The organism is Chromobacterium fluminis, from assembly GCF_011602385.1.
GTDB classification, from domain to species: domain Bacteria; phylum Pseudomonadota; class Gammaproteobacteria; order Burkholderiales; family Chromobacteriaceae; genus Chromobacterium; species Chromobacterium fluminis.
On sequence record NZ_JAAOMA010000015.1, the window covers coordinates 1 to 24,262 of the forward strand.

Genomic DNA, 24,262 nt, shown 5'->3' on the forward strand with positions numbered 1-24,262 from the left:
TCTATCAGCACCCCCACCCGCCCGCGCAGGCCCAAGCGCTGCTCTACGCCGGCCACCGCTTGCACCAGCAGCTGTTTCAAACGCGGCAGCCGCGCCTCGTCCGCGCCCGCCGCGCGCGCCAGTTCGAAGAACTGGCTGCGGTGGTCGAAGGCGAACACGCACAATTCGTCCCAGCGCGGCCGCGCCGCGCTGACCCGATGCAGCCGGCTCAAGGCCGCGTCCTCGCCAGGCCGCCGCATCGGCGCGGCGAGAAAGCGCTCCAGCTCGGCCGGGGTCGGCATCGCCGGCGCGCAGCCGTGGCGCGACACCACCAGCGCGCCGCAGGCGTTGGCGCGGCGGCAGCATTCGGCGTAGTCGCCGCCGCGCAGCCAGGCGGACAGGAAGCCGGCCAGGAAGGCGTCGCCGGCACCCAACACATTCATCACCTCCACTGGCGCGCCGGCCACGCTGAAGGCGTCCTCGATGCGCGCCGGCACCGCGTCGGGAATCACCGCGCAGCCCAGCGGCCCCAGCTTGACCACCAGCACCGCCCGGCTCAACGCGCGCACTCGGGCCAAGGCCGGCATTAGCTCGGCCTCGCCGCCGGCGATCAGGAACTCCTCCTCGGTGCCGACGATCAGGTCGAACTCGGAGAGCAGGCTCTGCAAATGGGCGCTAACCTCGGCGCTGGCGATGTAGCGGGTTTCGCCGTCGCCTCGGCCGGCCAGGCCCCACAGCACCGGCCGGTAGTCGATGTCCAACACCGTGCGCGCGTCGTGGCGGCGCGCGTATTGCAGCGCTCGGCGGCTGGCCGCCTCCACTCCGGGCCGGGACAGATGGGTGCCGGTGATCAGCAAGGCCCGGCTGCCGGCGATGAAGCCCTCGTCGATATCGTCGGCGCAGATCGCCATATCGGCGCAGTTTTCGCGGTAGAACAGTAAAGGAAAGGTATCCCGGTCCTTGATGCCCAGCAGGGTCAGGCCGGTCAGCCGCTCCGGGTCCACCTTCACCTGGCTGACGTCGCAGCCTTCGGCGCGCAGGGTCTTGAGCAGGAAGCGCCCCATCTGTTCATCGCCGACGCGGGACAGCATCGCCGATTTCAAACCTAGCCGGGCCGCGCCGAAGGCGATGTTGGCGGAGGAGCCGCCCAGGTACTTGGCGAAGCTGGCCGCGTCTTCCAGCGGCGCGCCCAGTTGCTGCGCGTACAGGTCCACCGCCAGCCGGCCCAGGCAGACCAGGTCGCGGTCTCGGCCGCTGGCGAAACGGGTGGTGTTTTGCATGCTAGATCTACCTTTCAGATGTGGACGCCGTCCAGCTCGGCCATCAGTTTCTGCATTTCCGCGCCGCCGGCCATCATGTCCAGCACTTCCTCCTTGCTGACCGAGTCCTTGGCGTAAGTACCCAGCGAGCGGCCGCGATTGAGCAGGGTGAAGCGGTCGCCTATCGGATAGGCGTGGTTGACGTTGTGGGTGATGAAGATCACCGAGATGCCCTTCTCCCGCGCCTTGGAAATCAGCTTGAGCACATTGACGCTCTGCTTGACGCCCAGCGCGGCGGTGGGCTCGTCCAGGATCAGCACCCGCGCGCCGAAGTGAATGGCGCGGGCGATGGCCAGGCATTGCTTTTCGCCGCCGGACAGGGTGCCTATCGCCTGGTGCGGATCGCGAATGTGGATGCCCATTTCCGCCAGCTTGTCGCGCGCCACTTCGCCGGCCAGCTCCAAGTCCAGCACCGGCAGCAGGCCCAGCCATTTCTTCATCGGCTCCCGCCCCAGGAAGAAGTTGCGCGCCACCGACATCAGTGGCACCAGAGCCAAGTCCTGGTAAACAGTGGCGATGCCCTGGTCCAGCGCCTGGCGCGGCGATTCGAAGCGCACCGGCTGTCCGTCCACCCGGTATTCGCCGCCGCTGGGCCGGTGCACCCCGGCCAGGGTCTTGATCAGCGTGGACTTGCCGGCGCCGTTGTCGCCCAGCAGGCAATGCACCTCGCCGCGGCGCAGTTGCAGATCCACCTTCTGCAAGGCGATCACCGAGCCGAAGGTCTTGCTGACCTGGTCCAGCTCCAGGATGTAGTCGTCACACGGTTTCATCTTCGACTCCTTGCGGCCCGCGGCCAGGATTGTTCAGCGCAGCGGCCGCGGCAAGGCGCGCCGACGCGGACAGTACATTGAGTACGGCAAGGAGGCGCAACGCGGCCGCAGGGATTTTGCCGGTCGTGACCCAGAGCCGGCTCACGATCTGGCGAGCTAAAGCGAGACAAGGCGAAAACGGCTGAGAAAGCGGAATGTACGGTTGGTACATGAGCATTTCGAAGACGTACTCACCGTGTAACGCTCCACGACGCGCAGCGGATCGAGGGCCGGCTCTCATTTGGCCTCCGTCACGCGGCGTCGGACATAGTGATTGAACAACACCGCCATCAGCAGCATCAGGCCGAGGAAGACGCGGAACCAATCCGAGTTGATATTGGTGTAGGTGATGCCGATCTGCACCACGCCGAAGATCAGCGCGCCGACGCAGGCGCCCACCACCGAGCCGTAGCCGCCGGTGAGCAGACAGCCGCCTATCACCGCGGCGATGATGGCCTCGAACTCCTTTTGCAGGCCGCGGTCAGCGGCGGCGGAACCGACGTCGCACACTTGCAGCACCGCGAACAGGCAGGCGCAAAAGGCGGTGAACATGAACAGGCCTATCTTCACCTGCTTGACCGGCACCCCCACGTTCTTGGCGGCGTTGGCGTCGCCGCCGGCGGCGAAGATCCAGTTGCCGATCCGGGTGCGCGCCAGCACGAAGGCCGCGATCGCCGCCAGCGCCAGCCACCACAGCAGCACCTTGGGCACGCCGGCCGCCGCCGCGCCGCCGTCCGGCAGGGAAGCGATGGCGCCGATGCCGGCCAGCCAGTGGAACAGGCCGGCGCCGACGTGGCCGACGAACAGCCATTGCGCCAGCGGGTCCGCCGCCGCCAGGTCGCCGACGCCGCTGACGATGGTGCGGTTGGCGAACAGGATGGACAGCGCCAGCGTCAGGCCGCGCAGAATGAACAGAAAAGCCAGGGTGACGATGAAGGACGGCAGCCGGGTCTTGAGCACCAGATAGCCGTTGAGCCAGCCCACCGCCAGCGAGCCGGCGAAGGCGAACAGGACGGCCAGCCAGAACGGCCAGCCGAAGTACAGCGGCGGAATCGCCACCATCATGCCGGCGAAGCCTATCATCGAGCCCAGGCTCAGATCGAACTCGCCGGCTATCATCAGCAGGCAGGCGCCGATGGCGATGATGCCGAGATAGGCCGCCACCTGCGACCAGTTGACGATGCCGTCCACCGCGAACATGCCGGAACCGCCTGCGCCGACGCCGAACACCGCGAACACCAGCGCCGCGCCGGCGACGGCGGCGAACTCCGGCCGGCCCATCAGCCGGTCGAACAGCGACAGCCGCCGCACTCTTTCATCGTCGCCGGGCGGCGCCATACGGATGCCCGCGGCCTTGCCCGGGCTGGCCTTGCTCATGCTCATTGCTATGCTCCTCGCCTCGGAGCCGTCGCGGCGCCGGGCGTCAGATCCATCGGAAAACGGCGGCTAGCGGTACTGCCCGGCGTACTTCTCCACCTTGGCGATATTGTCCTTGGTGACGAAGCCGGGGCCGGAGTTGATGTGACGGCCCTTGTAGAGGGGCGCCAGCCCGTACTCCTTCAGCCTGGCCTGGAACTTGGGACTGGCCTTGAGCGCGGCTTCCACCTTGGCCGGATCCGTGGTCTTGTCGCGCTTCATGATGGCCAAGGCCGCTACCGGGATATAGCCCTGCAGATAGGGCTGCTGGTCGATGGCGAACTTGATGGTGCCGTCCTTGATCGCCTTGGAGATGTCCTCGGACAGGTCGAAGGTGGCGAAGTAGAGCTTGCCGGCCAGGCCCATCTTCTTCACCGCCTTGATCGCCGGGCTGGCCGAGGTCGGCCCCAGCGTCAGCAGCGCCTGGGTGCCGGGGTTGTTGCGCAGATAGGCGCTGACCTTGCTTTCGATGCCGGTGGGGTCGTCGCCGGCGTCCAGCGTGGATTTGCGCACATCGGCGCCGATGGCGTCGGCGAAGCCCTTGCAACGCTCGAAGGAGGCCGGGTTGGTGGCGTAGTGGTTGACGCAGAGAAAGGTCTTGATGCCGGCGGCCTTGGCCTGCTTGCCGGAATCGAAGCCGGCGTCGTATTCCGGCTGGCCGACGTGCAGGGCCGCGCCCAGGCTTTCGCTTTGCTTGACGGTGCCGGAATTGATGGTGATCAGCGGGATCTTCTTGGCCACCACCTGGCCCAGCGGCCGCTTCAGCACATCGTAATCGGCAATGCTGGCGATCACGCCGTCGTAGCGCCGCGCCGCCGCCTGCTCGATCAGCCGCGCCATATCGGCCAGGTCGCCGTTGGGCGGATTGCGGTAATCCACCTGCACGTTGAAATCCTCGCCGGCCTGCTTGATGGCGTTCTTGATGGTGTTCCACCAGGCGTCGGAATCCGGCGCGTGGCTGACCAGCACGAAACGGGCGTCGGCCGCCAAGGCCGGCTGGGCCAGCGCGCAGAACGCCAGCGCCGCCGCGGGCAGCGCCCGCTTCCACTTACTCTTCCAGAGTCGCTGCTGCATCTCTCTCCTCCTTATTCTCCGCCGGCCCATCGTGGGGCCCGCTATGGTGTCGGCCGCGGCCGCTGTCTGGCGGCGGGCGTGAAATCACCTTATGAGCTTTCGCTCTACTCTGCAAATAATTTTCCAAAATTGATTTTCAATAGAAAAATATTTTCGAACACAAGGACAAAACGTATACTGGCCAAAACCTTAGGAAAGCCCGCTCATGGCCAATACCGCCCCCGCGGAGGAATTGATGCAGCGCATTGCCGCCGAATACGACACGCTGAGCAAGCAGCTGAAAGTGATTGCCGCTTACGTGGAGCAGCACCGGGGCACGCTGATGCTGCAGCGCATTACCGACATCGCCCAGGCTTGCGAGGTGCAGCCCTCCGCCATCGTCCGCTTCGCTCAGCGCTTCGGCTTTGCCGGCTTTTCCGATATGCAGGCCGTGTTCCGTGACGCATTTACGCCACAGGGCGCGCCGCAACCCAATTACCGGCAGCGCATCCAGAGCCTGATCGCCAACCGCGACGAGCAGCGCTCCGCCGGCGGCATGACCCGCGACTTCATCGCCGCCTGCCAGCAAGGCCTGCAAGAGCTGGACGCCTCGCTGGACGATGCGCAGCTGGAAGCGGCGGTGGAGCTGCTGTTGAACGCCGACAACATCTATGTGGCCGGGGTGCGGCGCATGTTTCCCATCGCCTCCTACATCGCCTACGCCTTGCAGCACACCGCCAAAAAAGTGCATTTGCTGTCCGGCCTGGGCGGCATGTTTCCGCAGCAAATCCGCAGCATTGGAGAAAAAGACGTGCTGATCGCCATCAGCTTCCAGCCCTACGGCAAGGAAAGCCGCTATTGCGCGCGAGTGGCGGCGCAGCATAAGGCCAAGCTGTTGGTGATCACCGACAGCCAGCTCAGCCCGCTGGCGCGCGGGGCCGACGCGGTATTGACGGTCCGGGAAGGCTCCGCCTTCGCCTTCCGTTCGCTGACCAGCACCATCTGTCTGTGCCAGGCGCTGTTCATCGCACTGGCCTGCCGGCTGGAGCTGAACATAGAAGAAACCAAGGAGACTGGAGGATACGATGATTGACACAGCGCTGTTCGGGGCCGGCCGCATCGGCAAGATCCACGCCGCCAACCTCGCCCGCCTGCCGGGCATGCGGCTCAAGTACGTGGTGGACAGCCATGCGCCGGCGGCGCGGGAACTGGCCGCCGTCCACGGCGCCGAGGCCTGCTCCGCGGAACAGGCGCTGGACGATCCGGCAGTGCGCGCCGTGGTCATCGCCGCCAGCACCGACACCCACGCCGAACTGATCCTGGCCGCCGCCGCGCGCGGCAAGGCCATCTTCTGCGAAAAACCGGTGGACCTGGAGCTGGAGCGCGCACGCCAGTGCGCCCAGGCGGTGGCCGCGGCCGGCGTGCCCTGCCTGATCGGCTTCCAGCGCCGCTACGACCCCACCTTCGCCGCGCTCAAGGCCAGGCTGGCCGCCGGCGAGATCGGCGCGCCGGAAATGCTCATCGTCACCAGCCGCGACCCCGGCGCGCCGCCGCTGGACTATATCCGCCGCTCCGGCGGCATCTTCAAGGACATGCTGATCCACGACTTCGACATCTGCCGCTGGATTCTGGACGACGAAGTCCTCAGCGTGCACGCCAGCGCCAGCGCGCTGAGCGACCCAGCCATCGCCGCCGCCGGCGACGCCGACAGTACGGCGGTGACGCTGCGCACCCGCCAGGGCCGGCTGTGCCAGATCAACACCAGCCGCCGCGCCGCCTACGGCTACGACCAGCGCTTCGAAGTGCTGGGCAGCCGCGGCATGCTGCAGGCCGGCAACCACCGGCCCACCGAGGTGATCGCCTACGGCGAGCGCGCCGTGGCCGCCGACCTGCCCGAGCCCTTCTTCCTGGAGCGCTACCGCCAGGCCTACGCCGCCGAGATGGCCCACTTCCTGGAGGTGATGCGCGACGGCGCCGCGCCGCGCACCACGGTGGAAGACGGCGTGCGCGCGCTGGAGCTGGCCGACGCCGCCACCCGCTCCTGGCGCTCGGGTCAGGTCGTCGAATTGGATCAGGTCTAAGAGCCTGTTCACAATCTCGCGAGCAAGAGCGAGACAAGGCGTTGCGGCTGAGAAAGCGGAATGTACAAATGGTACATCAGCATTTCGAAGCGGTTTTCAACGCGGTATCGCCGCAGCGCAGCAGATCGTGAACAGGTTCTAGCTCAACAGGGAGGCTTGTCATGTCTACATTAAACCTCGGCGTCGCCGGCCTGGGCCGGCTGGGCCGCCGCCACGCGCTCAATCTGCGCGAGCGCATCGTCGGCGCGCGCGTGATCGCCGTCTGCTCGCCGCTACCGGAAGAACTGGACTGGGCGCGCCGGGAACTGCCCGACGCCGCCGGCCACGCCGCGCTGGAGGGCCTGCTGGCCGAACCGGGGCTGGACGCGGTCTTGCTGGCCACCCCCACCGCGCTGCACGCCGAGCAGATCATCGCCTGCCTGGACGCCGGCAAACACGTGTTCTGCGAAAAGCCGCTGGCGCTGAACCTGGACGATTGCCTGCGGGTGGAGCGCGCCGCCGCCCGCCGCCCGGAACTCAAAGCCATGGTGGGTTTCGTGCGCCGTTTCGACCCCAGCTATCAGGACGCCGCCGCCAAATTGGCGCAAGGCCTGGTGGGTCAGCCCTATCTGGTGCGCTCGCAGACTTGCGACCTCAACGACGACAGCGGCTTCTTCGTGCAGTTCGCGGCCAGCAGCGGCGGCATCTTCATGGATTGCAGCATCCACGACATCGACCTGGCGCGCTGGCTGCTGGGCTCGCCGCGCCCGTTGCGGGTATGGGCCAGCGGCGTCAACGCGGTGCACGGCGCGCTGGCGCAATACGGCGACGTGGACAACGGCGTGGCCATGTGCGAGTTCGAGGACGGCAAGCTGGCCTGCTTCTACGCCTCGCGCACTCAGGCGCACGGCCATGAAACGCTGACCGAGATCTTCGCCACCCAGGGCCGGCTGAGCGTGGGCGCCAACCCGCGCGCCAACCGGGTGGAGATCAGCGACCGCCACGGCGTGCGCAATGAATGCGTGACGGATTTCTATCAGCGCTTCGCCGAAGCCTTCGCGCTGGAGCTGCAGCATTTCGTCGACGCCGCGCGCCTGGATCTGCCGCTGGCCTTGAGCCTGGCCGACGCCCGTGAAGCCACCCGCATCGGCCTGGCCATTACCGAGGCCTTGAGGACCCGGCAGGCGGTCGAGTTGTAAGAACCTGTTTACGATCTAGCACACGTCGGCGGGATGAATGGGGCATGGTGAGAGAGCCGCTAGTCCCGCTGTCCCCCTCAAGCATGTGAACATCTTCAAAACTACCGCGCCGGGGAGCTTGCCGCCGGCGCGGCGATACCCTATCGTCCTACTCCTTTCAGCAAAAACAAAACCATGGCGATGCCGATGGACTTGCCGGATTTCATCACGCCGACATCCGCGCATCCGATCATGGCGTCGCGCCAACGCCCCTTGCGAACTTATATAGAGGAGAACCCATGTCATTCGCTTGCAAACCCCTGCTCGCCACCGTCGCGCTGGCCATCGGCCTGGCCGCGTCCGTCCAGGCAGCCGACAAGATCGTCATCGCCCACCGCGGCGCCAGCGGTTACCTGCCGGAACACACGCTGCCGTCCAAAGCGCTGGCCTACGCCCAGGGCGCGGACTATCTGGAGCAGGACCTGGTGATGACCAAGGACGACAGGCTGATCGTGCTGCACGACCATTACCTGGACCGCGTCACCGACGTGGCCGAGCGCTTCCCCGAACGCGCGCGCAAGGACGGACGCTATTACGCGATCGACTTCACCCTGGCCGAGATCAAATCGCTGCGCTTCACCGAAGGCTTCGACATCGACAAGGGCGTCAAGCGTCAGAGCTACCCCGGCCGCTTCCCCATGGGCAAGTCCGATTTCCGCATCCACACTTTTGAAGAGGAAATCGAATTCATCCAGGGCCTGAACCACTCCACCGGCCGAGACATCGGCTTGTACCCGGAGATCAAGGCGCCGTGGTTCCACCGCCAGGAAGGCAAGGACATCACGGTGAAGGCGCTGGAAGTGCTCAAGCGCTACGGCTACACCGGCAAGAACGACAAGGTCTATCTGCAATGCTTCGACTTCAATGAACTCAAGCGCATCAAGACCCAGTTGATGCCCAAGGCCGGCATGGACCTCAAGCTGGTGCAGCTGATCGCTTACACCGACTGGCAGGAAACCTTCGAGCAGAACGCCGCCGGCCAGTGGGTGAACTACAACTACGACTGGATGTTCCGTCCGGAAGGCATGAAGGAAATCGCCAAGTACGCCGACGGCATCGGCCCGCAATACCCGATGCTGATAGACAAGACCTCGACGCTGGGCAAGATCAAGCTCACCGGCATGGGCCGCGCCGCGCACGCCAACGGCCTGGCGATCCACCCTTACACCCTGCGCAAGGACGCGCTGCCGGCCTACGCCAAGAATATGAACCAGTTGCTGGACGCGGTGTACAACCGCGCCCAGGTGGACGGCGCCTTCAGCGACTTCCCGGACCTGGCGGTGGATTTCCTGCGCCGTCAGAAGCAGCACCGCTAAGAGCCGCTAACAAAACCCCTGATCCTGCGTTGCGCCTCCTTGTCGTACCACTTGTACTGCCTGCGTCGGCGCGCCTTGGCTCAGGTACGCTGCGCGGTTTTGTTAGCGGCCCTAAGCCCGCGTTCCGAAGCCGGCGGCCGCCGGCTTTCAAAGGCAGAGCCAGGCCGGCCCAACGCCAGCCCGGCCTCAGCCTGCCGATTGCGCACGCTCACCGAAATAAGCCTCAAGTTTCCGCGGGCCCGGCCGAAAATATGGCCATACTGAGGTAAGGCAGCCCTCGGTTTCCTTGCGCCCGCTGCGCAAGCCCCCAACAACACAGCAGGTTCAGACCAGGTCGACCAACACCAACAGCGCCTTGGGCATGAAGGCGTCGCGCCGCTTCCGGCCGTCGATCACAACCGCCCTTTCCGCTTAGGAGCGCACTATGTCCGTCAATTCCGTGAACACCCCGTCCGTCGGCAGTCAGCTCAGCGCCAGCGTCCAGCAGAGCCAGACCAGCAGCAGCGCCAGCCAGAACGTCAGCAGCTCCGCCACCGCGCGCAATCAATTGAACGCGCAACTGGTGGCCAATCTGGACGTTTCCACCAACGCCGACGGCAAATCGCTGTCCCTGCTCTACCGCACCGCCATCGACAGCATCAACCAGATCCTGGCCGATCAGCTGAACGGCGGCGCGGGTGCCCAGCCCGCGTCCGATGGCCAGAGCGCCCAGGGAGCGCAGCAGACGCCCAACATCCTGCAGCAGAAGATGAGCGAGGACAATTCGCCGGAAGGGACGTCCCAGCGCATCCTATCCGGCGCGCTCAGCTTCTTCAGCACCTACGCCAAACAGCACCCGGAACTGAGCCAGGAAGAACAGGCCAAGAACTTCGTCGACATCGTGCGCGGCGGCTTCGAAAAAGGCTATGCCGAGGCCGTGGACGTCCTCAACGGCCTCAAGGTGTTCAACGGCAATATCGCCGACGAGGTCAAGAAAACCCGCGATCTGGTCAACAAGGGCTTCGACGACTTCGTCGCCAGCATGAAGCCCAAAACCCAAAGCGACGCGGCCGCGGCAACAAGCTGACGGTTAAAACTGAATGCAGCGTTAAATTAAAAATAAAGTTTTCCCCGACCGTGTCGAAAATAGGGCATGGCCGGGGAAACGAATCAGATCCAGACTGCGTTTCCGGCCGAACGCCGCCAGCCAGACCGGCGGCACGCTCGCAAGGAGACCGTCATGCCCATCCTGCCCGTTACCCTGACCCAGGCCGGCCGTTCCGCCGGACACCAGCTCTCGCAACAGGAGCAAGGCGGAAAACACGGCCGCCAGCGCGAGCCCGCCGCCGCCGCGGCCAGCCCCGACGCCGACAGCCGTTTCTCCGCCGACAAGCAATTTCTGGATTTATTCCACCACGCGGTGATGGACCCGCTCAGTTGCGCGCTGGACCTGCCGCTAATGGGCAAGGACCTGCTGACCGGCCTCGGCCTGGAACACAACCCCGGCTACGCGGCGGAACGGATCATCCGCGACTTCTACCAGCTGTTCGCCCTCTATCGGCAGCAACACCCCAAGCAATCGCCGATGCAGCAGCTGTTCATCTTCCTGGCCGTCGCGCGGCAAAGCCTGGATTGCGGCTTCAATGAAACCCATCAGGTGCTGGAAAGCATGAATATGCTTCACGTCGCTTACCACGATCTGGTCTCCGCCAAGGAGCAAGTGACGGTGGCGCTGATCAATTTCGGCCAACCGCCGGTCTAGGCAACGATTCCGGCTCTAGCACGGAACACGCCTCAAGAGCCTGTCCCTCTCTCCCTGCGCTCCCCTAAGCGCGGCCGCGCGCCGCGTTCTTGCCCCATATCAATTTTGATTCATCTAAAAATATGCTCACCCGTATTTTTTAGTAAATTATAATTTTGTTATTTACATTGAGCCGGATATGGAATTACTGATAGGCACGATAGTCACGCTGCTGGTGGGCCGGGCTATCTTCAAAGGCTACTCCGCCACCGGCGTGCTGATGCTGGGCGGCCTGGCGCTGCTGATCGCTACCGCCTTGCAAGGCTTGCCGGTGCTGCCCAAGAACGTGGCGGCCACCGGTCACGCCGCCACCGACATCGCCGAGTTCGTGAAATCCCTGCTCAGCAGCCGCGCCGCGGACCTAGGCCTGATGGTGATGGCGCTGTGCGGCTTCGCCGGCTATATGACCCATATCGGCGCCAACGACATGGTGGTCAAGCTGGCTTCCAAGCCGCTCAGCCGCATCAAGTCGCCGTACGTGCTAATGGTGGCGGCTTACTTCGTCGCCTGCCTGCTGTCGCTGGCGGTGTCCTCCGCCACCGGCCTGGGCGTATTGCTGATGGCCACTTTGTTCCCGCTGATGGTGAACATGGGCATCAGCCGCGGCGCGGCCGCGGCCATCTGCGCATCGCCGGCGGCGCTGATCTTGTCGCCCACCTCCGGCGACGTGGTGATCGCCGCCCAAGCCTCGGGCATGCCGCTGATCGACTTCGCCTTCAAGACCACGCTGCCCATTTCCCTGCTGGCCATCGCCGGCATAGGCTGCGCCCACTTCTTCTGGCAGCGCTACCTGGACCGCAAGGAAAACCTGCCGCTGACGCGCCAGGACGTGCACGAGATCGTCACCGACGCGCCGGCGCTGTACTGCCTGCTGCCGTTCACGCCCATCGCCGGCGTGCTGGTGTTCAACGGCAAGCTGGCGCCGGAACTGCACATCGTCACCGTATTGATCCTGTGCATCGCGCTGGCCGCGCTGGTGGAATTCCTGCGCCATCGCCGCGCCGCGCCGGTGTTCGCTGGCTTGGAAGTGGCTTACAAAGGCATGGGCGACGCCTTCAGCAGCGTGGTGATGCTGATCGTGGCCGCCGGCGTGTTCGCCCACGGCCTATCCGCGCTGGGCTTCATCAATCAGCTGATCGGCCTGGCGCAGTCCTTCGGCTCCGGGGCCATGGTGTTGATGCTGGTGCTGGTGGCGATCACCACGCTGGCCGCGCTGACCACCGGCTCCGGCAACGCGCCCTTCTACGCCTTCGTGGAACTGATCCCCAAACTGGCGGCCGAAGCCGGCATCAACCCCGCCTTCCTCGCCATCCCCATGCTGCAGGCGTCCAATCTGGGCCGCACCGTGTCGCCGGTGTCGGGTGTGGTGGTGGCCTGCGCCGGCATGGGCCAGGTGTCCCCGTTCGAGATCGTCAAGCGCACCTCGGTGCCGGTGATCGTCGGCCTGGTGATTGTGGTGCTGGGCACGCTGGCGCTGGTGCCGGCCTGAGAACCCGTTCAATGTCTGCTGCGCGTCGGCAGGATGGATATAAGAAGCGCGTTGAAAACAGCTCCGAAATGCTCATGTACCGTATGTACATTCCGCTTCCTTAGCCGCAACGCCTTGTCTCGCCCTAGCTCGCGAGACTTTGAACAGGCTCTGAGAACCCGTTTCCGATCTGCTGCGCTTCAGCAATAAGGCGTTTGAAGCGCCGCCAAACCCGGCGCCCGCGAAGAGAAAACGGCCGCCCTCAGGCGGCCGCTTCTCATTGCGCAGGGGTAAAGCTTATTGCTGGGCCGGGGTGTTCTCTGCGAAGTATTCGTGGTTGTCGGCGTTGTTCAAGGCCTGGGTCGGATTGGTCTTCGCCAGGTTCTTGGCGCCCGCCTGGCCATAAACGTGGTCGTCGGTGCCCGCCACCACGGTGAAGTGGGACAACTCATGCACCAGGGTGCCGCCCTTGGAGTCGGTGCCGCTGGTCGGCGCGTTCCAGAAGGCGCCGCACAGATAGATCTTGTACGGCTGCGCCGGATAGACGTAGGCGTAAGTGCCAGCCTGGGTGCAACCGCAATCGATGCTGATCGGCTTGGAGTCCAGCGCGTCCTTGATGCTGACGTAATGGGACTTGGCGGTGTTCCAGTTGGCCAGCGCGTACTTGCCGAACCACGTGGTGTAGCGCGGGGTGCCGGACGGAGAGCCGGACAGATAGCTGACCGAATCGTTGGCCATATTGATGGCCGCGCTGACGCCGCCGTTGGTCTGGCTTTGCTGGGTCACCGAGCAATTGGCCGCGTAAGTGACGCTGGAAGCGGCCGCCTTGCGGCTGAGGATGGACCATTCGCGCTGCGCGTCCAGCGACTGCTTCAGCAGCTTGCTGCTGCGGCCGGCCACCGACACGCTGGCGGTATTGGAGCTGAGCACCTCGTCGGCCACGACGGCGGCGTCCGCGCCGGAGGCGATCTTGGCGTTAAGCTGCGGCGCGGCGCGGTTCAGCACGCGGGAACTGGCCGCCTGGAAGCGCACGTCGAAACGGCCGCTTTTCGACATATCGTAATAGTCGGACACCTTGACCTTGACGCTCAGCGAAGCACCCGGCGCCAGCGCCACGGTATCCTTGATGGTGGGCACAGCGCGCTTGTAGCGCGGCCCCAGATAGCTCACCGGCTTGCCGTCGCGGCTCACCTCGAAAATCTGTTCCTGCAGTTCCTGCCCCGGCACGTACCACTTGTAGATACGCAAGGTTTCTTTGCCGGTATTGCGGTAATTCAGCACCACCTCGACATCCTGATCCGCCGCCACCGAGGCCTGCTGCTTGGCCACGCTCACTTGCAGATCATGCGCCTGAACCAGGCCGCTCCCCAAAGCCATCACGAACAAGGCAATCGGCAACAATTTTTTCATTGATCTTCTCCTGGTGGAAACACCGGCTAGTCCCGCCGCGCTTGTGGCCCGGCAAGGCTTCCAGCCCTTCCAACCCCTTTGTCATCACGTGTTTATTAAAATGGATCGCAAACATATTTCGAATGCGAAAGTCATTAATTACATGACGAAGACATGATTTCAATCAAGAAAAGCGCCCTTGCCGACACGGAATCGGCGGCTGTCTGATTTTTGGCACGCTTCATAAAACAGCCTGTTCTAGGTTAAAGTAGCGGGTTGCCCTGCTTGGTGAGACCGATCCAGGCAGGCGACATGTCGGCAGGCCCGCGCCGCGCCCGGCTCCACATCTCAAGCTTCGACTGTTTATCGAATGGCGAACACAATGAATCAGACACCTGAAAAGGCTCTGGTCGTCCTTTCCGGCGGCCAGGACTCCACTACCTGCCTGTATTGGGCCTTGCAAACCTTCGGCCATGGCAATGTCGAGGCCGTGACCTTCGACTACGGCCAGCGCCATCGCGTCGAGTTGGACTGCGCGCGCAAGATCGCCGCGCTCGCTGGCGTGCGCCAAACAGTGCTGCCCATCGACACCTTCGCCGCCATCGGCGGCAACGCGTTGACCGACGCCGACATTGCGCCGGAAGACGGCGCCCGCGACGACGACGCGCTGCCCAACACCTTCGTGCCCGGTCGCAATCTGATCTTCCTGACCTTCGCCGCCGCGCTGGCCTATACCCGCGGCGCGCGCCACCTGGTCGCCGGCGTCGCGCAGACCGATTACTCCGGCTATCCCGATTGCCGTGAAAACACCCTCAAGGCGCTGGAAGTGGCCTTGCGGCTGGGCATGGACAGCCGGGTGGAGCTGCACGCGCCGCTGATGTATCTATCCAAGGCGGAAACCGTCGCTTTGGCGCAACAAGTTGGCGCGATGGACGCATTATCCTGGAGTCACACCTGTTATAACGGACAGGTGCCGCCTTGCGGCCATTGCGCGTCTTGCGAGTTGCGCGCCAAGGGTTTCGCCGAAGCCGGCGTGCCCGACCCGCTGATCGTCCGCTGCCAAACTCGCCGGGAGGACTAAGATGCACACCTCCAGCCTGATCGCCGGCGCCCGCTTCGAAGCCGCCCGGCAGGTGAGCGGCGCGCCCGACCTCACCGCGCGCCCGCACGGCCACAGCTTCCGCGTCATCGCCCGCGCCGATGCCCAATACCCCGGCCAGGAACAGCTGCAGGCGGCTTTGGATGCCGCCGTCGCGCCGCTGGACTACGCTGATCTCAATCGCCAACTGGCCCAATGCGACGATCTGGCGCTGGCCGCCCACCTGCGTTCCGCCCTGCCCTGCCCGGCGGCGCTGAGCCTGCAAAGCTCGCCGCAGCGCGGCGTGGCCCTGGACGGCGACACCGCCCTCAATTGGATACAGGTTCAGTTCGAAGCCGCCCATCAACTGCCCCATGTGCCGGCTGGCCATAAATGCGGCCGTCTGCACGGCCACGGTTTCGGCGTGCGTCTAGCCGCCGACGCCAGGCTCTGCGGCCATCCGCGGCTGGAGGCCGCCTGGCGGCCGCTGTTCCTCGAACTCAATCACCGTTACCTCAACAACATCGCCGGCCTGGACAATCCCACCAGCGAAGTGTTGGCGCAGTGGCTGCACCAGCGGCTGGCCGACACGCTGCCGGGTCTGGCTTGGGTGGAGGTGCGCGAAACTCATAGCGCCGGCAGCCAGTTCGACGGCCAGCGCTTCCGCATCTGGAAAGAGCAGCGCTTTGAAAGCGCCAGGCCCTTCGACGACAAGGGCGCCTACACCGGCCACAGCTACCTGGTCCGGCTGATGCTCAGCGGCGAACTGGACCAGGCCATGGGCTGGCTGCTGGACTTCGGCGACGTCAAAGACCGCTTCAAGCCCCTCTACCGCCAACTGGACCACAATCCGCTGGACCAGCTCAGCGGCGTGCGCGGCGGCGACACCGTCTCGGTGGCGGAATGGGTGCACGCCCATCTCTCGCCGCTGGTACCGGAACTGGCGCGCATCGATCTGATGGAACAGGAACTGCGCGGCGTGTCGCTGATGTTCCGCGACGATATGCGCTGGCCCCTGCTGTAAGAACCTGTTTACGATCTGCTGCGCGTCGGCGGGATGGATAGAAATGGGCGTTGAAACCGAACTCAGTGCTCATGTACCACGTGTACAGTCCGCTTTTTCGCTCGTTTTCGCCTTGTCTCGCCTTAGCTCGCAAGATCGTAAACACGTTCTAAGCCTGTCCCTTCATTACATTTAGAGAACGCGCTGTGACGACTTACACGGTCAAGGAAATCTTCTACACGCTGCAGGGCGAGGGCCGGCAGGCCGGCCGCGCCGCGGTGTTCTGCCGCTTCGCCGGCTGCAATCTATGGTCCGGCCGCGAGGAGGACCGCGCCAAGGCGGTCTGCCAATTCTGCGATACCGACTTCGTCGGCGTCGGCCCGGACGGCGGCAAGTTCAAGAGCGCGGCGGCGCTGGCCGAGCGCATCGCCTCGGAATGGCCGGCCGGCGCCGGCGGCGCGCCCTATGTGGTGTGCACCGGCGGCGAGCCGCTGCTGCAACTGGACGCCGAGCTGATCGCCGAACTGCACCGGCTCGGCTTCGAAGTGGCGGTGGAAACCAACGGCACCGTGGCCGCGCCGCCGGGGCTGGACTGGATCTGCGTCAGCCCCAAGGCCGGCGCGGAACTGCTGCTGCGCTGCGGCGACGAACTCAAGCTGGTCTACCCGCAGGCGACGCAGATGCCGGAAACCGTAGAGCAACTGGACTTCGACACCTTCTATCTGCAGCCCATGGACGGCCCGAACCTTGCGGCCAACACCCGCGCCGCCATCGCCTACTGCATGACGCACCCGCGCTGGCGGCTGTCGGTTCAGACACATAAAGTTACCAATATCCGCTGAACTTGCCGGGCCCTTCGGGGCCCAATTCTTATCCGCCTCCCCCGCCCCCTTCGTTCCTCCCGCAAAAAATATCGCGCTCCGCTGTAAGGAGGCCGCGCCGACGCCGACTCATGGCCAGGAAGAACTGCCGACCGCATCTGGCGCCACGATAAAAAAAATCGCGACTACAGTGTAAGAATCCGGAAACGACCTCGACTCAATGAATGTCCGGACCCGGCAAGCTTTCTCAATGCGAGAGTCCGGCAGACTGGCTCGTTTATAATCACCCCATCATGATTCGGCCTCCGGCCGTTAAACAGGAGAAACACCATGAGTACCAGCAAAACCCTGATCGCCTCCGCACTTAGCGCCGTCGTCGCCATCGGCGCGCTGGCTTCCGCTCCAGCGGCCGCCGCCGACAAGGAGAAGTGCTACGGCATCGCCCAAGCCGGCAAGAACGACTGCGCGTCCGCCACCGGCGCCCACTCCTGCGCCGGCCAGGCCAAGATGGACAAGGACCCGGGCGACTGGAAATACGTGGCCAAGGGCAGCTGCGAGAAAATGGGCGGCAGCACCGCTCCCAAGAAGTAAGCCGGATCCGGCCGGAGCGCGGCCTTTGTCGCGCTCCGGCCGGAATCTGAACGAAATCTGAAAGAACAAATTTCAAATCCATGTAGTCTCAGCGAGGTTTGCCAAACGTCGGCCTTGAAATGCTCTCCAAGGCTGGCCCGCACCTACCTCACAGGAGACTGACATGAACACCGCTCGCAAACTGCTTGCCTCCGCCGTTGGCGCCGTCATCGCGCTGGGCGTAGCCGCCTCGGCTCAGGCCGAAGACGCGCCTCAGCCCAAGGAAAAATGCTACGGCGTCACCCCGGCCGGCAAGAACGACTGCGCTTCCGCCGACGGCGCCCATTATTGCGCCGGCGAGGCCAAGGTCGACAACGATCCAAACGAGTGGCACAACGTGCCCAAGGGCACATGTGAGGGCCTGGGCGGCCGCACCACGCCGCCCCCCAAACAATCCTAATCGCGCCGCCGGGCCCGCCCGGATAGGCGACCCGAGGTGAATGATGATGGAAACCAAGCTTCCAGCGGTCTGCGGCATCGGCCTGCGCGCCCCGCATTACCGCGAAGCCCTGGACAGCCGCCCGAACCTGGGCTGGGTGGAAGTGCACAGCGAGAACTTCTTCGACGGCGGCATGCCCTGGAGCATGCTGCGCGAGGTGGCCGCCTGTTGGCCGCTGTCGCTGCACGGCGTCGGCCTGGGCCTGGGCTCGGCCGCGCGCCCGGACCCGGCCCATCTGGCCTCGCTCAAGCGGCTGGTGGACGCCGTGCAGCCGGCGGCGGTGTCGGAGCACCTGTCCTTCAATCATTCCGAACGCCGCTTCGTCAACGATCTGCTGCCCATCCCTTATACCCGCGAATCGCTGGCGACGATCGCCGGCCACGTCGAGGAAACCCAGGACACGCTGGGCCGTCCCATCCTGCTGGAAAACCTGTCCAGCTATCTGGAGTTTCCCGGCAACGAGATGCACGAGGGCGAATTCCTCGCGGAACTAGTGCGCCGTACCGGCTGCGGCATCCTGCTGGACATCAATAATCTCTACGTCAACCGCGTCAATCTGGGCGTGGACACCGACGCGGTGCTGGACGCGCTGCCGCCGGCGGCGATAGGCGAGATCCACCTGGCCGGCTACAGCGAACGCGAGGGCATGCTGGTGGACACCCACAGCCAGCCGGTGCACGACGGCGTCTGGCAACTGTACCGCGAGGCCATCGCCCGGCTGGGGCCTCGCCCCACGCTGATCGAATGGGACCTGGAGATTCCGCCGCTGGCCACCTTGCGCGGCGAAGCCGCCAAGGCCCAGGCCATCCTGGAGGCCGCGCATGAGCTGGTCTGATTGGCAGGCGGAACTGCTGGAACAAATCGCCGATCCGGCGCACGCAGCGGAGGCGGCGCCCGCGCTGAACCCGGCCGGACTCGCGGTCTACCGCAACAACTACCGGGTGGGCTTGATCGACACCCTGGCCTTTATTTACCCGGTCTGCCGCCAACTGGTGGGCGAGGACTTCTTCACCGGACTGGCCCGCGTCTTCATCGGCGGCCACCCGTCGCACAGCGGCAATCTGCATCTGTACGGCGCCGCCTTCGGCGACTTCGTCGCCGGCTTCGAACACGCCCGCGAGCTGCCCTATCTGGCGGACGTCGCGCGGCTGGAGTGGCGGGTCCACCGCGCCTACTACGCCGCCGACGCCGCGCCGGCCGACAGCGCCGCGCTGGCCGCCTTCCCGCAACCGCGCTGGGGCGAACTCCGGCTGCGGCCGCTGCCCGATGTCGCCGCTCTGCTCAGCCCCTGGCCAGCGGCGTCGATCTGGCTGGCCCACCAGCGCCAGCCGGTGGAACTGGACGTGGACCTGCACCGGCAGCCGGAAACGATGCTGGTCCACCGCTCCCAAGGCCGGGTTCAGGTCGACATCGTCGGCGCCGGCCTGGCCGCGCTGCTGCAAGCCTTCCTCGACGGCGCGACGCTGGAAAACGCGGTGGAACAGGCACTGGCCGCCGAAGCGGGCTTCGACCTGCAAGCCGGCCTGCTGCGGCTGTTCCAGCAGCGCCTGATCCAAGACGTTACGCTGTAAACACGCTTAAACCCTGAGTGCGGAATCTCATCCAAGCTTGCGGGCATGGAGGGGGAACGCACGCCCGCGGCTTGCCATGCACCGCCGCTGAACCATACTCAACACACAGGAGATACCGCCATGAACCCCTTGACCTGCTCCCGCCTCAACGCGCCCTACCGCTGGCTGATCCGCGGCGGCGATCTGCTGCAGCCGCTGCTCTCGCTGCTGTTCCGGCTGTGGATCGCCAATGTGTTCTTCAAGTCCGGCCTGACCAAGATAGACGACTGGGACACCACCATTCTGTTGTTCACCGAGGAATACCACGTGCCGCTGCTGCCGCCCGCCATCGCCGCGGCCTTGGCCGCCGCCGGCGAACTGGGCCTGTCCGCACTGCTGGCGCTGGGCCTGGGCGCGCGCTTCGCCGCCGCCGGCCTGTTCATCCTCAACGCGGTGGCGGTAATCAGCTACCCGGGCCTGACCGAAGCCACGCGCGAATTCCATTACTACTGGGGCATGCTGATCGCCGTGGTGTTCGCCTTCGGCCCCGGCCTGCTGTCCGTGGACGCGCCACTGCGGCGCTGGGCCGGACGCTGCGCGGCGCGGGACTGAACCAGCTACCGGCGCGGCGTGGCATAATGCCCGTTCCGACACGCATTGACCCGCCACGCCATGAGCCTCGCCTACACCCTGGTGATCCAAGCCGACACGCTAGACCCCCATCATCTGCATGAACTGGCCCACCTCGCCGAGGCCACCCATATGGACCATCCCAGCCCCAGCGTGGCGCGCCTGCGCGGGGCGGCGCCGGCACAACGGACCGCGGCGCTGGCGCTGTGCGAGCAATGGGGCTACGACGGCGCCTATGTCGAAGCCGGCCGCAGCTTCGCCGATTTCGGCCTGCTGGTGTCGGATATGGACTCCACGCTGATCACCATCGAGTGCATAGACGAAATCGCCGACATGAACGGCCTCAAGCCTCAGGTGGCGGCCATCACCGAGCGCTCGATGCATGGCGAACTGGACTTCGCCGCCTCGCTGACGGAGCGGGTGGCGCTGCTGCGCGGGCTGCCGGAAAGCGCGCTGGAACAGGTCTATCGTGAAAGAGTCAGATTGATGCCGGGCGCCGAGGCCTTGCTGGCCGCCTGCAAACGCCACGGCGTCAAATTCATGCTGGTGTCCGGCGGCTTCACCTTCTTCACCGACAGACTGAAAGCCGAGCTGGGCCTGGACTACGCCTTCGCCAATCAGTTGGAAGTGGAAAACGGCGCCTTGACCGGCCGGGTGCGCGGCCCCATCGTCGACGCCGCCGCCAAGAAGCGCTTGCTGATCCAGCAGCGCGAGGCGCTGGGACTGAAGCCGGAGCAAGTGCTGGCGATGGGCGACGGCGCCAACGACTTGCAGATGCTGGCCGAAGCCGGCGTCGGCATCGCCGTGCACGCCAAGCCGGTGGTGCGCGCCCAGGCCGACATCGCCGTCAATCACGGCGGCTTGGACCGCATCCTGAACCTGTATCACTGAACGGCCACGCCGCGGGAGCCGACCGATGAGCTTATTTCCTGAACTGGACAGCGCCAGCTTCGACGCCGAATTGCCGTTCTCGGTCCAGCCCCTGCCTGGCGGGATCTGCCCGGCGCGCCAAGAGCGTGAAACCCGGCTAGCGCTGCGGGTGCTCGCCGCTCCCACCGAAACCCTGCCCGAGGCCGATCCAATGCTGGTCAGGCTGGAGGCCAAGCTGGACCTGGCGCTGGAAGTGTCGCTGCTGTCCCGCCACCCGGAGCGCCCGCCGCTGACGCCGTGCCGGCTGGGCCTGGACAGCATCGCCTGGATCTCAGACCACGCCAACCACGGCAGCGAACCGGTGCTGGTCGCCTTATGCCCCAATCCCGATTCCGCGCTGCTGCTCTTCCTCGCCGCACGCATCAACACAGTGACGCCGGGCGAAAACGGCAATTACCTGATCCGCGCCGACATCGCCGGCGCCTTCGACGAAACCACTCGCCTGCTGTGGGAGAAATGGGTGTTCCGCCGCCATCGCAAGGCGATACTGGAACGCTAAGAGCGTGTTCACGATCTCGCGAGCTAAGGCGAGACAAGGCGAAAACGGCTGAGAAAGCGGAATGTACACACGGTACATGAGCATTTCGAAGCGGGTTTCAACGCGGTATCGCCGACGCGCAGCAGATCGTAAACAGGTTCTTAGCCCTCGCGCGGAAAGGCGATCAAATGATCCAGCTCCAGCCGGATGCCTATCGCCTCCCCCACCGCGTGGTCGTGATGGCTGGGCACCTGGGCCAGCACCCGCTGGCCGGACGGCAGCGCCAGCGTGTAATGGAACTCCGCGCCGCGGAACACCTTGGCGCAGACCAGGGCCCGCGTCGGACTGGCGTCGTCGTGCTGCACATCGTCGGGCCGCACCAGCACGTCCACCTCGTCCCCTGTCTCGAACTGCAAGGGCACGATGCCGCAGAATTCGCCTATCTCCAACGCCACGCAACGCGGCCCGGTCACCTTGCCGGCCAGGAACACGCCCTGGCCGATGAAGTCGGCGACGTAGCGGGTGGCCGGCTCGTGATAAAGCCGGTATGGCGCGTCCCACTGCAATAGCCGGCCCTGCTGCATCACCCCGACGCGGTCGGCGATGGCGAAGGCCTCGTGCTGATCATGGGTCACCATGATGGCGGTGGCGCCCTGGCTTTTCAGTATCTCGCGCACCTCGCGCGACAGGCGCTCGCGCAGGTCCACATCCAGATTGGAAAACGGCTCGTCCAGCAGCAGCAGGCTGGGCCTGGGCGCCAGAGCCCGCGCCAGCGCCACCCGCTGCTGCTGGCCGCCGGACAGCTCGTGCGGGTAACGCCGCGCCCACTCCGCCAGGCCCACCACCTCCAACACCTCCAGCACCCGCGCCGCGCGCTGGGCCTTGGGCAAGGCGTCCAGGCCGAAGCCGACGTTGCCGGCCACGGTCAGGTGCGGGAACAGCGCGTAGTCCTGGAACACCATGCCGATGCGGCGCTGATGCGCCGGAACCTGTTCGCGGATAGAACTGATCACTTCTCCGTTGAGCCGGATCTCGCCGCCCAGCAGGCTCTCGAAACCGGCAATGCAGCGCAACACCGTGGTTTTACCGCAGCCGGAGCTGCCCAACAGGCAAGCGATCTCGCCCGCCTGCAATTCGAAACTCATATTGTCGACCACGCGGGTCTCGCCGTACTTCTGGCTGACCAGGTCGAACTCCAGCAAAGCTTGCCTATCCATACGCTTCATCTCAGACCGCATCCTTCTGCCGCGACAGCACCCATACCGGCAACAAGCCGGCCAGCACGATGGCCACCGCCGGCAGAGCCGCGCGCTCCCATTCGCCCTCGGTCGTCAAATTGAAAATTCTCACCGCCAGCGTGTCCCAGCCGTAAGGCCGGGTCATCAAGGTAATCGGCATCTCCTTCATCACATCGACGAACACCATCAGCGCCGCGGTGAACAGGCCGCCGCGCAGCAGCGGCAGATGCAGGCGCGCCAGCAGGCGCAAGCCGCTGTAGCCCATATTGCGCGCCGCCTCCTCCTGGCTGCGGCTGATGCGATGCATGGCCGCGTCCACCGCGGAATGCCCCACGGCCAGGAAGCGCGCCACATAGGCCAGCATCAGCACCAGCAAAGTGCCCTTGATCACCGCGCTGGCGTCCGCCGCCAGCCAGGGGCGCAGCCAGTCCAGCAGCAGATTGTCGAACCAGGCCACCGGCACGAACACCCCCACCGCCAACACCGTGCCCGGCACCGCGTAGCCCAGGGTCGCCAGCCGGCTCCACAAGCGGGTCCAGCGCGTCGGATCGCGCCGCGTCGCGTAACTCAACAGCAGGGCGATGAAGGCCACCAGAACAGCGGCCAGCGAGGCCAGCAGCAGCGAGTTGGCCACATGGCCGAAAAAGTCCGCGTCCAGGTCCTCGGCCAGGTGGGCGCCGGCCCAGACCAGCAGCTGGCCGAAGGGCAAGACGAAGGCCAGCGCCAGCACCAGCGAGCAGGCGGCGGCGGCCAGCCAGCCGGCCGCGCCTTCCAGCCGCAAGCGCGGCTGCGGCGCCGCCTTGCCGGCCTGGGTATAGGCGCGGCGGCCGCGCGAACGCTGCTCCAGCCACAGCAGCAGCAGCACCATCAACACCAGCAAGGACGCCAGTTGCTTGGCCGCCGGCAAGGAGAACAGGCTGAACCAGGCCTTGTAGATGGCCGAGGTGAAGGCGTCGAAATTGAAAATGGCCACGGTGCCGAAATCCGCCAGCGTTTCCATCAGCGCCAGCATCAGGCCGCCGGCGATCCACGGCCGCGCCATCGGCAGCGCCACGCGGCGGAAGCCCTGCCAGCGCGACAGGCCCAGCGACTGCCCCACCTCCAGCGCGCGCCGGCCCATGGTGGCGAAAGCGTTGCGCGCCAACAGATAGACATAGGGGTAGAAGGCCAGCGACATCACCAGGATCACGCCCGGCGTGGAACGGATATTGGGCACCCAGGACGAATCGCCGAAACGCTCGCGCAGCCAGGTCTGCAAAGGCCCGGTGAAATCGAACAGGCCCAGTTGCGAAAAAGCCAGCACATAGGCCGGCATCGCCAGCGGCAGCATCAGCGCCCAGTGGAAGAAACGGCGGCCGGGGAAATCGTGCACCGCGGTCAGCCAGGCCAGCGGCACGCCCAGCAGCAGCACGCCGGCGCCGACACCGCCTATCAGATACACGGTGTTGAGCAGCAGCTCCGGCAGCGTGTAATCGTACAAATGCCGCCACACCTCCCAATCCGGCGCCAGCAGCGACCATAAAATCACCAGCAAGGGCGCGACGGTCAGCAGGCTGACGCCAAAGGCCAGGCCGCGCCAAGGCGACAGAGAACGGATCATCGGCGGAGAAACCATGTCAAAAACGCAGGGAAACAAGC

Annotated in this window: 25 protein-coding genes; 17 read left to right on the forward strand and 8 right to left on the reverse strand. The window is 65.4% G+C overall.

Annotated features, from left to right (window positions below):
- The 5 genes from HA052_RS12030 to HA052_RS12050 all read right to left on the reverse strand — a co-directional run.
- Positions 1-1,259 (reverse strand): bifunctional 5-dehydro-2-deoxygluconokinase/5-dehydro-2-deoxyphosphogluconate aldolase (locus HA052_RS12030; RefSeq protein ID WP_166452105.1); only part of this gene is annotated, 1,259 nt, incomplete at its 3' end.
- 14 nt (positions 1,260-1,273) lie between these two features.
- Positions 1,274-2,068: an ATP-binding cassette domain-containing protein gene (locus tag HA052_RS12035; protein ID WP_166452106.1), complete on the reverse strand. Its 795-nt coding sequence runs from the start codon at positions 2,066-2,068 to the stop codon at positions 1,274-1,276.
- Positions 2,055-2,279: a hypothetical protein gene (locus tag HA052_RS12040; protein WP_166452107.1), complete on the reverse strand. Its 225-nt coding sequence runs from the start codon at positions 2,277-2,279 to the stop codon at positions 2,055-2,057. Before HA052_RS12040 ends, HA052_RS12035 begins: the two co-directional genes overlap by 14 nt.
- 65 nt (positions 2,280-2,344) lie before the next feature.
- Positions 2,345-3,490, reverse strand: coding sequence for an ABC transporter permease (locus HA052_RS12045; protein WP_166452108.1), 1,146 nt, complete (start codon positions 3,488-3,490; stop codon positions 2,345-2,347).
- A 63-nt stretch (positions 3,491-3,553) separates the two neighbouring features.
- Positions 3,554-4,597: a sugar ABC transporter substrate-binding protein gene (locus tag HA052_RS12050; protein ID WP_166452109.1), complete on the reverse strand. Its 1,044-nt coding sequence runs from the start codon at positions 4,595-4,597 to the stop codon at positions 3,554-3,556.
- Positions 4,598-4,802: 205 nt separating this feature from the next.
- On the opposite strand from HA052_RS12050, the gene HA052_RS12055 reads away from it, so the two are divergent.
- The 7 genes from HA052_RS12055 to dcuC all read left to right on the forward strand — a co-directional run bounded on the left by HA052_RS12055 (position 4,803) and on the right by dcuC (position 12,459).
- The gene (locus HA052_RS12055) at positions 4,803-5,669 is read left to right on the forward strand and encodes a MurR/RpiR family transcriptional regulator (protein WP_166452110.1); all 867 of its coding nucleotides are present in this window, start codon (positions 4,803-4,805) and stop codon (positions 5,667-5,669) included.
- The gene (iolG, locus tag HA052_RS12060) at positions 5,662-6,657 is read left to right on the forward strand and encodes an inositol 2-dehydrogenase (protein WP_166452111.1); all 996 of its coding nucleotides are present in this window, start codon (positions 5,662-5,664) and stop codon (positions 6,655-6,657) included. The genes HA052_RS12055 and iolG overlap by 8 nt, the downstream gene beginning before the upstream one ends.
- Before the next feature lie 161 nt (positions 6,658-6,818).
- Positions 6,819-7,835, forward strand: a complete 1,017-nt coding sequence (locus tag HA052_RS12065) for a Gfo/Idh/MocA family oxidoreductase (RefSeq protein ID WP_166452112.1) — start codon at positions 6,819-6,821, stop codon at positions 7,833-7,835.
- Positions 7,836-8,113: 278 nt separating this feature from the next.
- A complete protein-coding gene (glpQ, locus tag HA052_RS12070; RefSeq protein ID WP_166452113.1) occupies positions 8,114-9,190 on the forward strand; it encodes a glycerophosphodiester phosphodiesterase in 1,077 nt (358 codons plus the stop codon).
- Between the two features lie 424 nt (positions 9,191-9,614).
- Complete coding sequence (locus HA052_RS12075; RefSeq protein ID WP_166452114.1) at positions 9,615-10,256, forward strand: DUF5610 domain-containing protein; 642 nt, start codon at positions 9,615-9,617, stop codon at positions 10,254-10,256.
- Between the two features lie 153 nt (positions 10,257-10,409).
- A complete protein-coding gene (locus HA052_RS12080) occupies positions 10,410-10,931 on the forward strand; it encodes a DUF5610 domain-containing protein (RefSeq protein ID WP_166452115.1) in 522 nt (173 codons plus the stop codon).
- Positions 10,932-11,109: 178 nt separating this feature from the next.
- Positions 11,110-12,459: an anaerobic C4-dicarboxylate transporter DcuC gene (gene dcuC, locus HA052_RS12085; protein WP_081545861.1), complete on the forward strand. Its 1,350-nt coding sequence runs from the start codon at positions 11,110-11,112 to the stop codon at positions 12,457-12,459.
- Between the two features lie 276 nt (positions 12,460-12,735).
- Here dcuC and HA052_RS12090 read toward each other — a convergent pair whose 3' ends face one another.
- Positions 12,736-13,848, reverse strand: a complete 1,113-nt coding sequence (locus HA052_RS12090) for a M35 family metalloendopeptidase (RefSeq protein ID WP_166452116.1) — start codon at positions 13,846-13,848, stop codon at positions 12,736-12,738.
- 361 nt (positions 13,849-14,209) lie between these two features.
- On the opposite strand from HA052_RS12090, the gene queC reads away from it, so the two are divergent.
- From queC to HA052_RS12140, 10 genes are all read left to right on the forward strand, one after another.
- A complete protein-coding gene (gene queC, locus HA052_RS12095) occupies positions 14,210-14,908 on the forward strand; it encodes a 7-cyano-7-deazaguanine synthase QueC (protein WP_043590351.1) in 699 nt (232 codons plus the stop codon).
- Position 14,909: 1 nt separating this feature from the next.
- Entirely contained in the window at positions 14,910-15,929 is a 1,020-nt protein-coding gene (locus HA052_RS28350) for a 6-pyruvoyl trahydropterin synthase family protein (RefSeq protein ID WP_166452117.1), read from the forward strand.
- A 185-nt stretch (positions 15,930-16,114) separates the two neighbouring features.
- Positions 16,115-16,750: a 7-carboxy-7-deazaguanine synthase gene (gene queE / locus HA052_RS12105; protein WP_166452118.1), complete on the forward strand. Its 636-nt coding sequence runs from the start codon at positions 16,115-16,117 to the stop codon at positions 16,748-16,750.
- A 309-nt stretch (positions 16,751-17,059) separates the two neighbouring features.
- A complete protein-coding gene (locus HA052_RS12110; RefSeq protein ID WP_166452119.1) occupies positions 17,060-17,320 on the forward strand; it encodes a BufA1 family periplasmic bufferin-type metallophore in 261 nt (86 codons plus the stop codon).
- 163 nt (positions 17,321-17,483) lie between these two features.
- Entirely contained in the window at positions 17,484-17,759 is a 276-nt protein-coding gene (locus HA052_RS12115) for a BufA1 family periplasmic bufferin-type metallophore (protein WP_166452120.1), read from the forward strand.
- A gap of 46 nt (positions 17,760-17,805) precedes the next feature.
- Entirely contained in the window at positions 17,806-18,633 is an 828-nt protein-coding gene (gene bufB / locus HA052_RS12120; protein ID WP_240937347.1) for an MNIO family bufferin maturase, read from the forward strand.
- Positions 18,620-19,369 carry an HvfC/BufC N-terminal domain-containing protein gene (locus HA052_RS12125; RefSeq protein ID WP_166452121.1) on the forward strand — a complete coding sequence of 250 codons (750 nt, stop codon included), beginning with the start codon at positions 18,620-18,622 and terminating at the stop codon, positions 19,367-19,369. Before bufB ends, HA052_RS12125 begins: the two co-directional genes overlap by 14 nt.
- A gap of 120 nt (positions 19,370-19,489) precedes the next feature.
- Positions 19,490-19,960, forward strand: a complete 471-nt coding sequence (locus HA052_RS12130) for a DoxX family membrane protein (protein WP_166452122.1) — start codon at positions 19,490-19,492, stop codon at positions 19,958-19,960.
- 60 nt (positions 19,961-20,020) lie between these two features.
- A complete protein-coding gene (gene serB / locus HA052_RS12135) occupies positions 20,021-20,869 on the forward strand; it encodes a phosphoserine phosphatase SerB (protein WP_166452123.1) in 849 nt (282 codons plus the stop codon).
- Positions 20,870-20,894: 25 nt separating this feature from the next.
- A complete protein-coding gene (locus tag HA052_RS12140; RefSeq protein WP_166452124.1) occupies positions 20,895-21,407 on the forward strand; it encodes a hypothetical protein in 513 nt (170 codons plus the stop codon).
- A gap of 140 nt (positions 21,408-21,547) precedes the next feature.
- Here the strand turns inward: HA052_RS12140 and HA052_RS12145 are convergent, their stop codons facing one another.
- A complete protein-coding gene (locus HA052_RS12145; protein WP_166452125.1) occupies positions 21,548-22,603 on the reverse strand; it encodes an ABC transporter ATP-binding protein in 1,056 nt (351 codons plus the stop codon).
- Positions 22,604-22,613: 10 nt separating this feature from the next.
- Positions 22,614-24,224, reverse strand: coding sequence for an ABC transporter permease (locus HA052_RS12150; RefSeq protein ID WP_166452126.1), 1,611 nt, complete (start codon positions 24,222-24,224; stop codon positions 22,614-22,616).
- Positions 24,225-24,262: the final 38 nt, after the last annotated feature.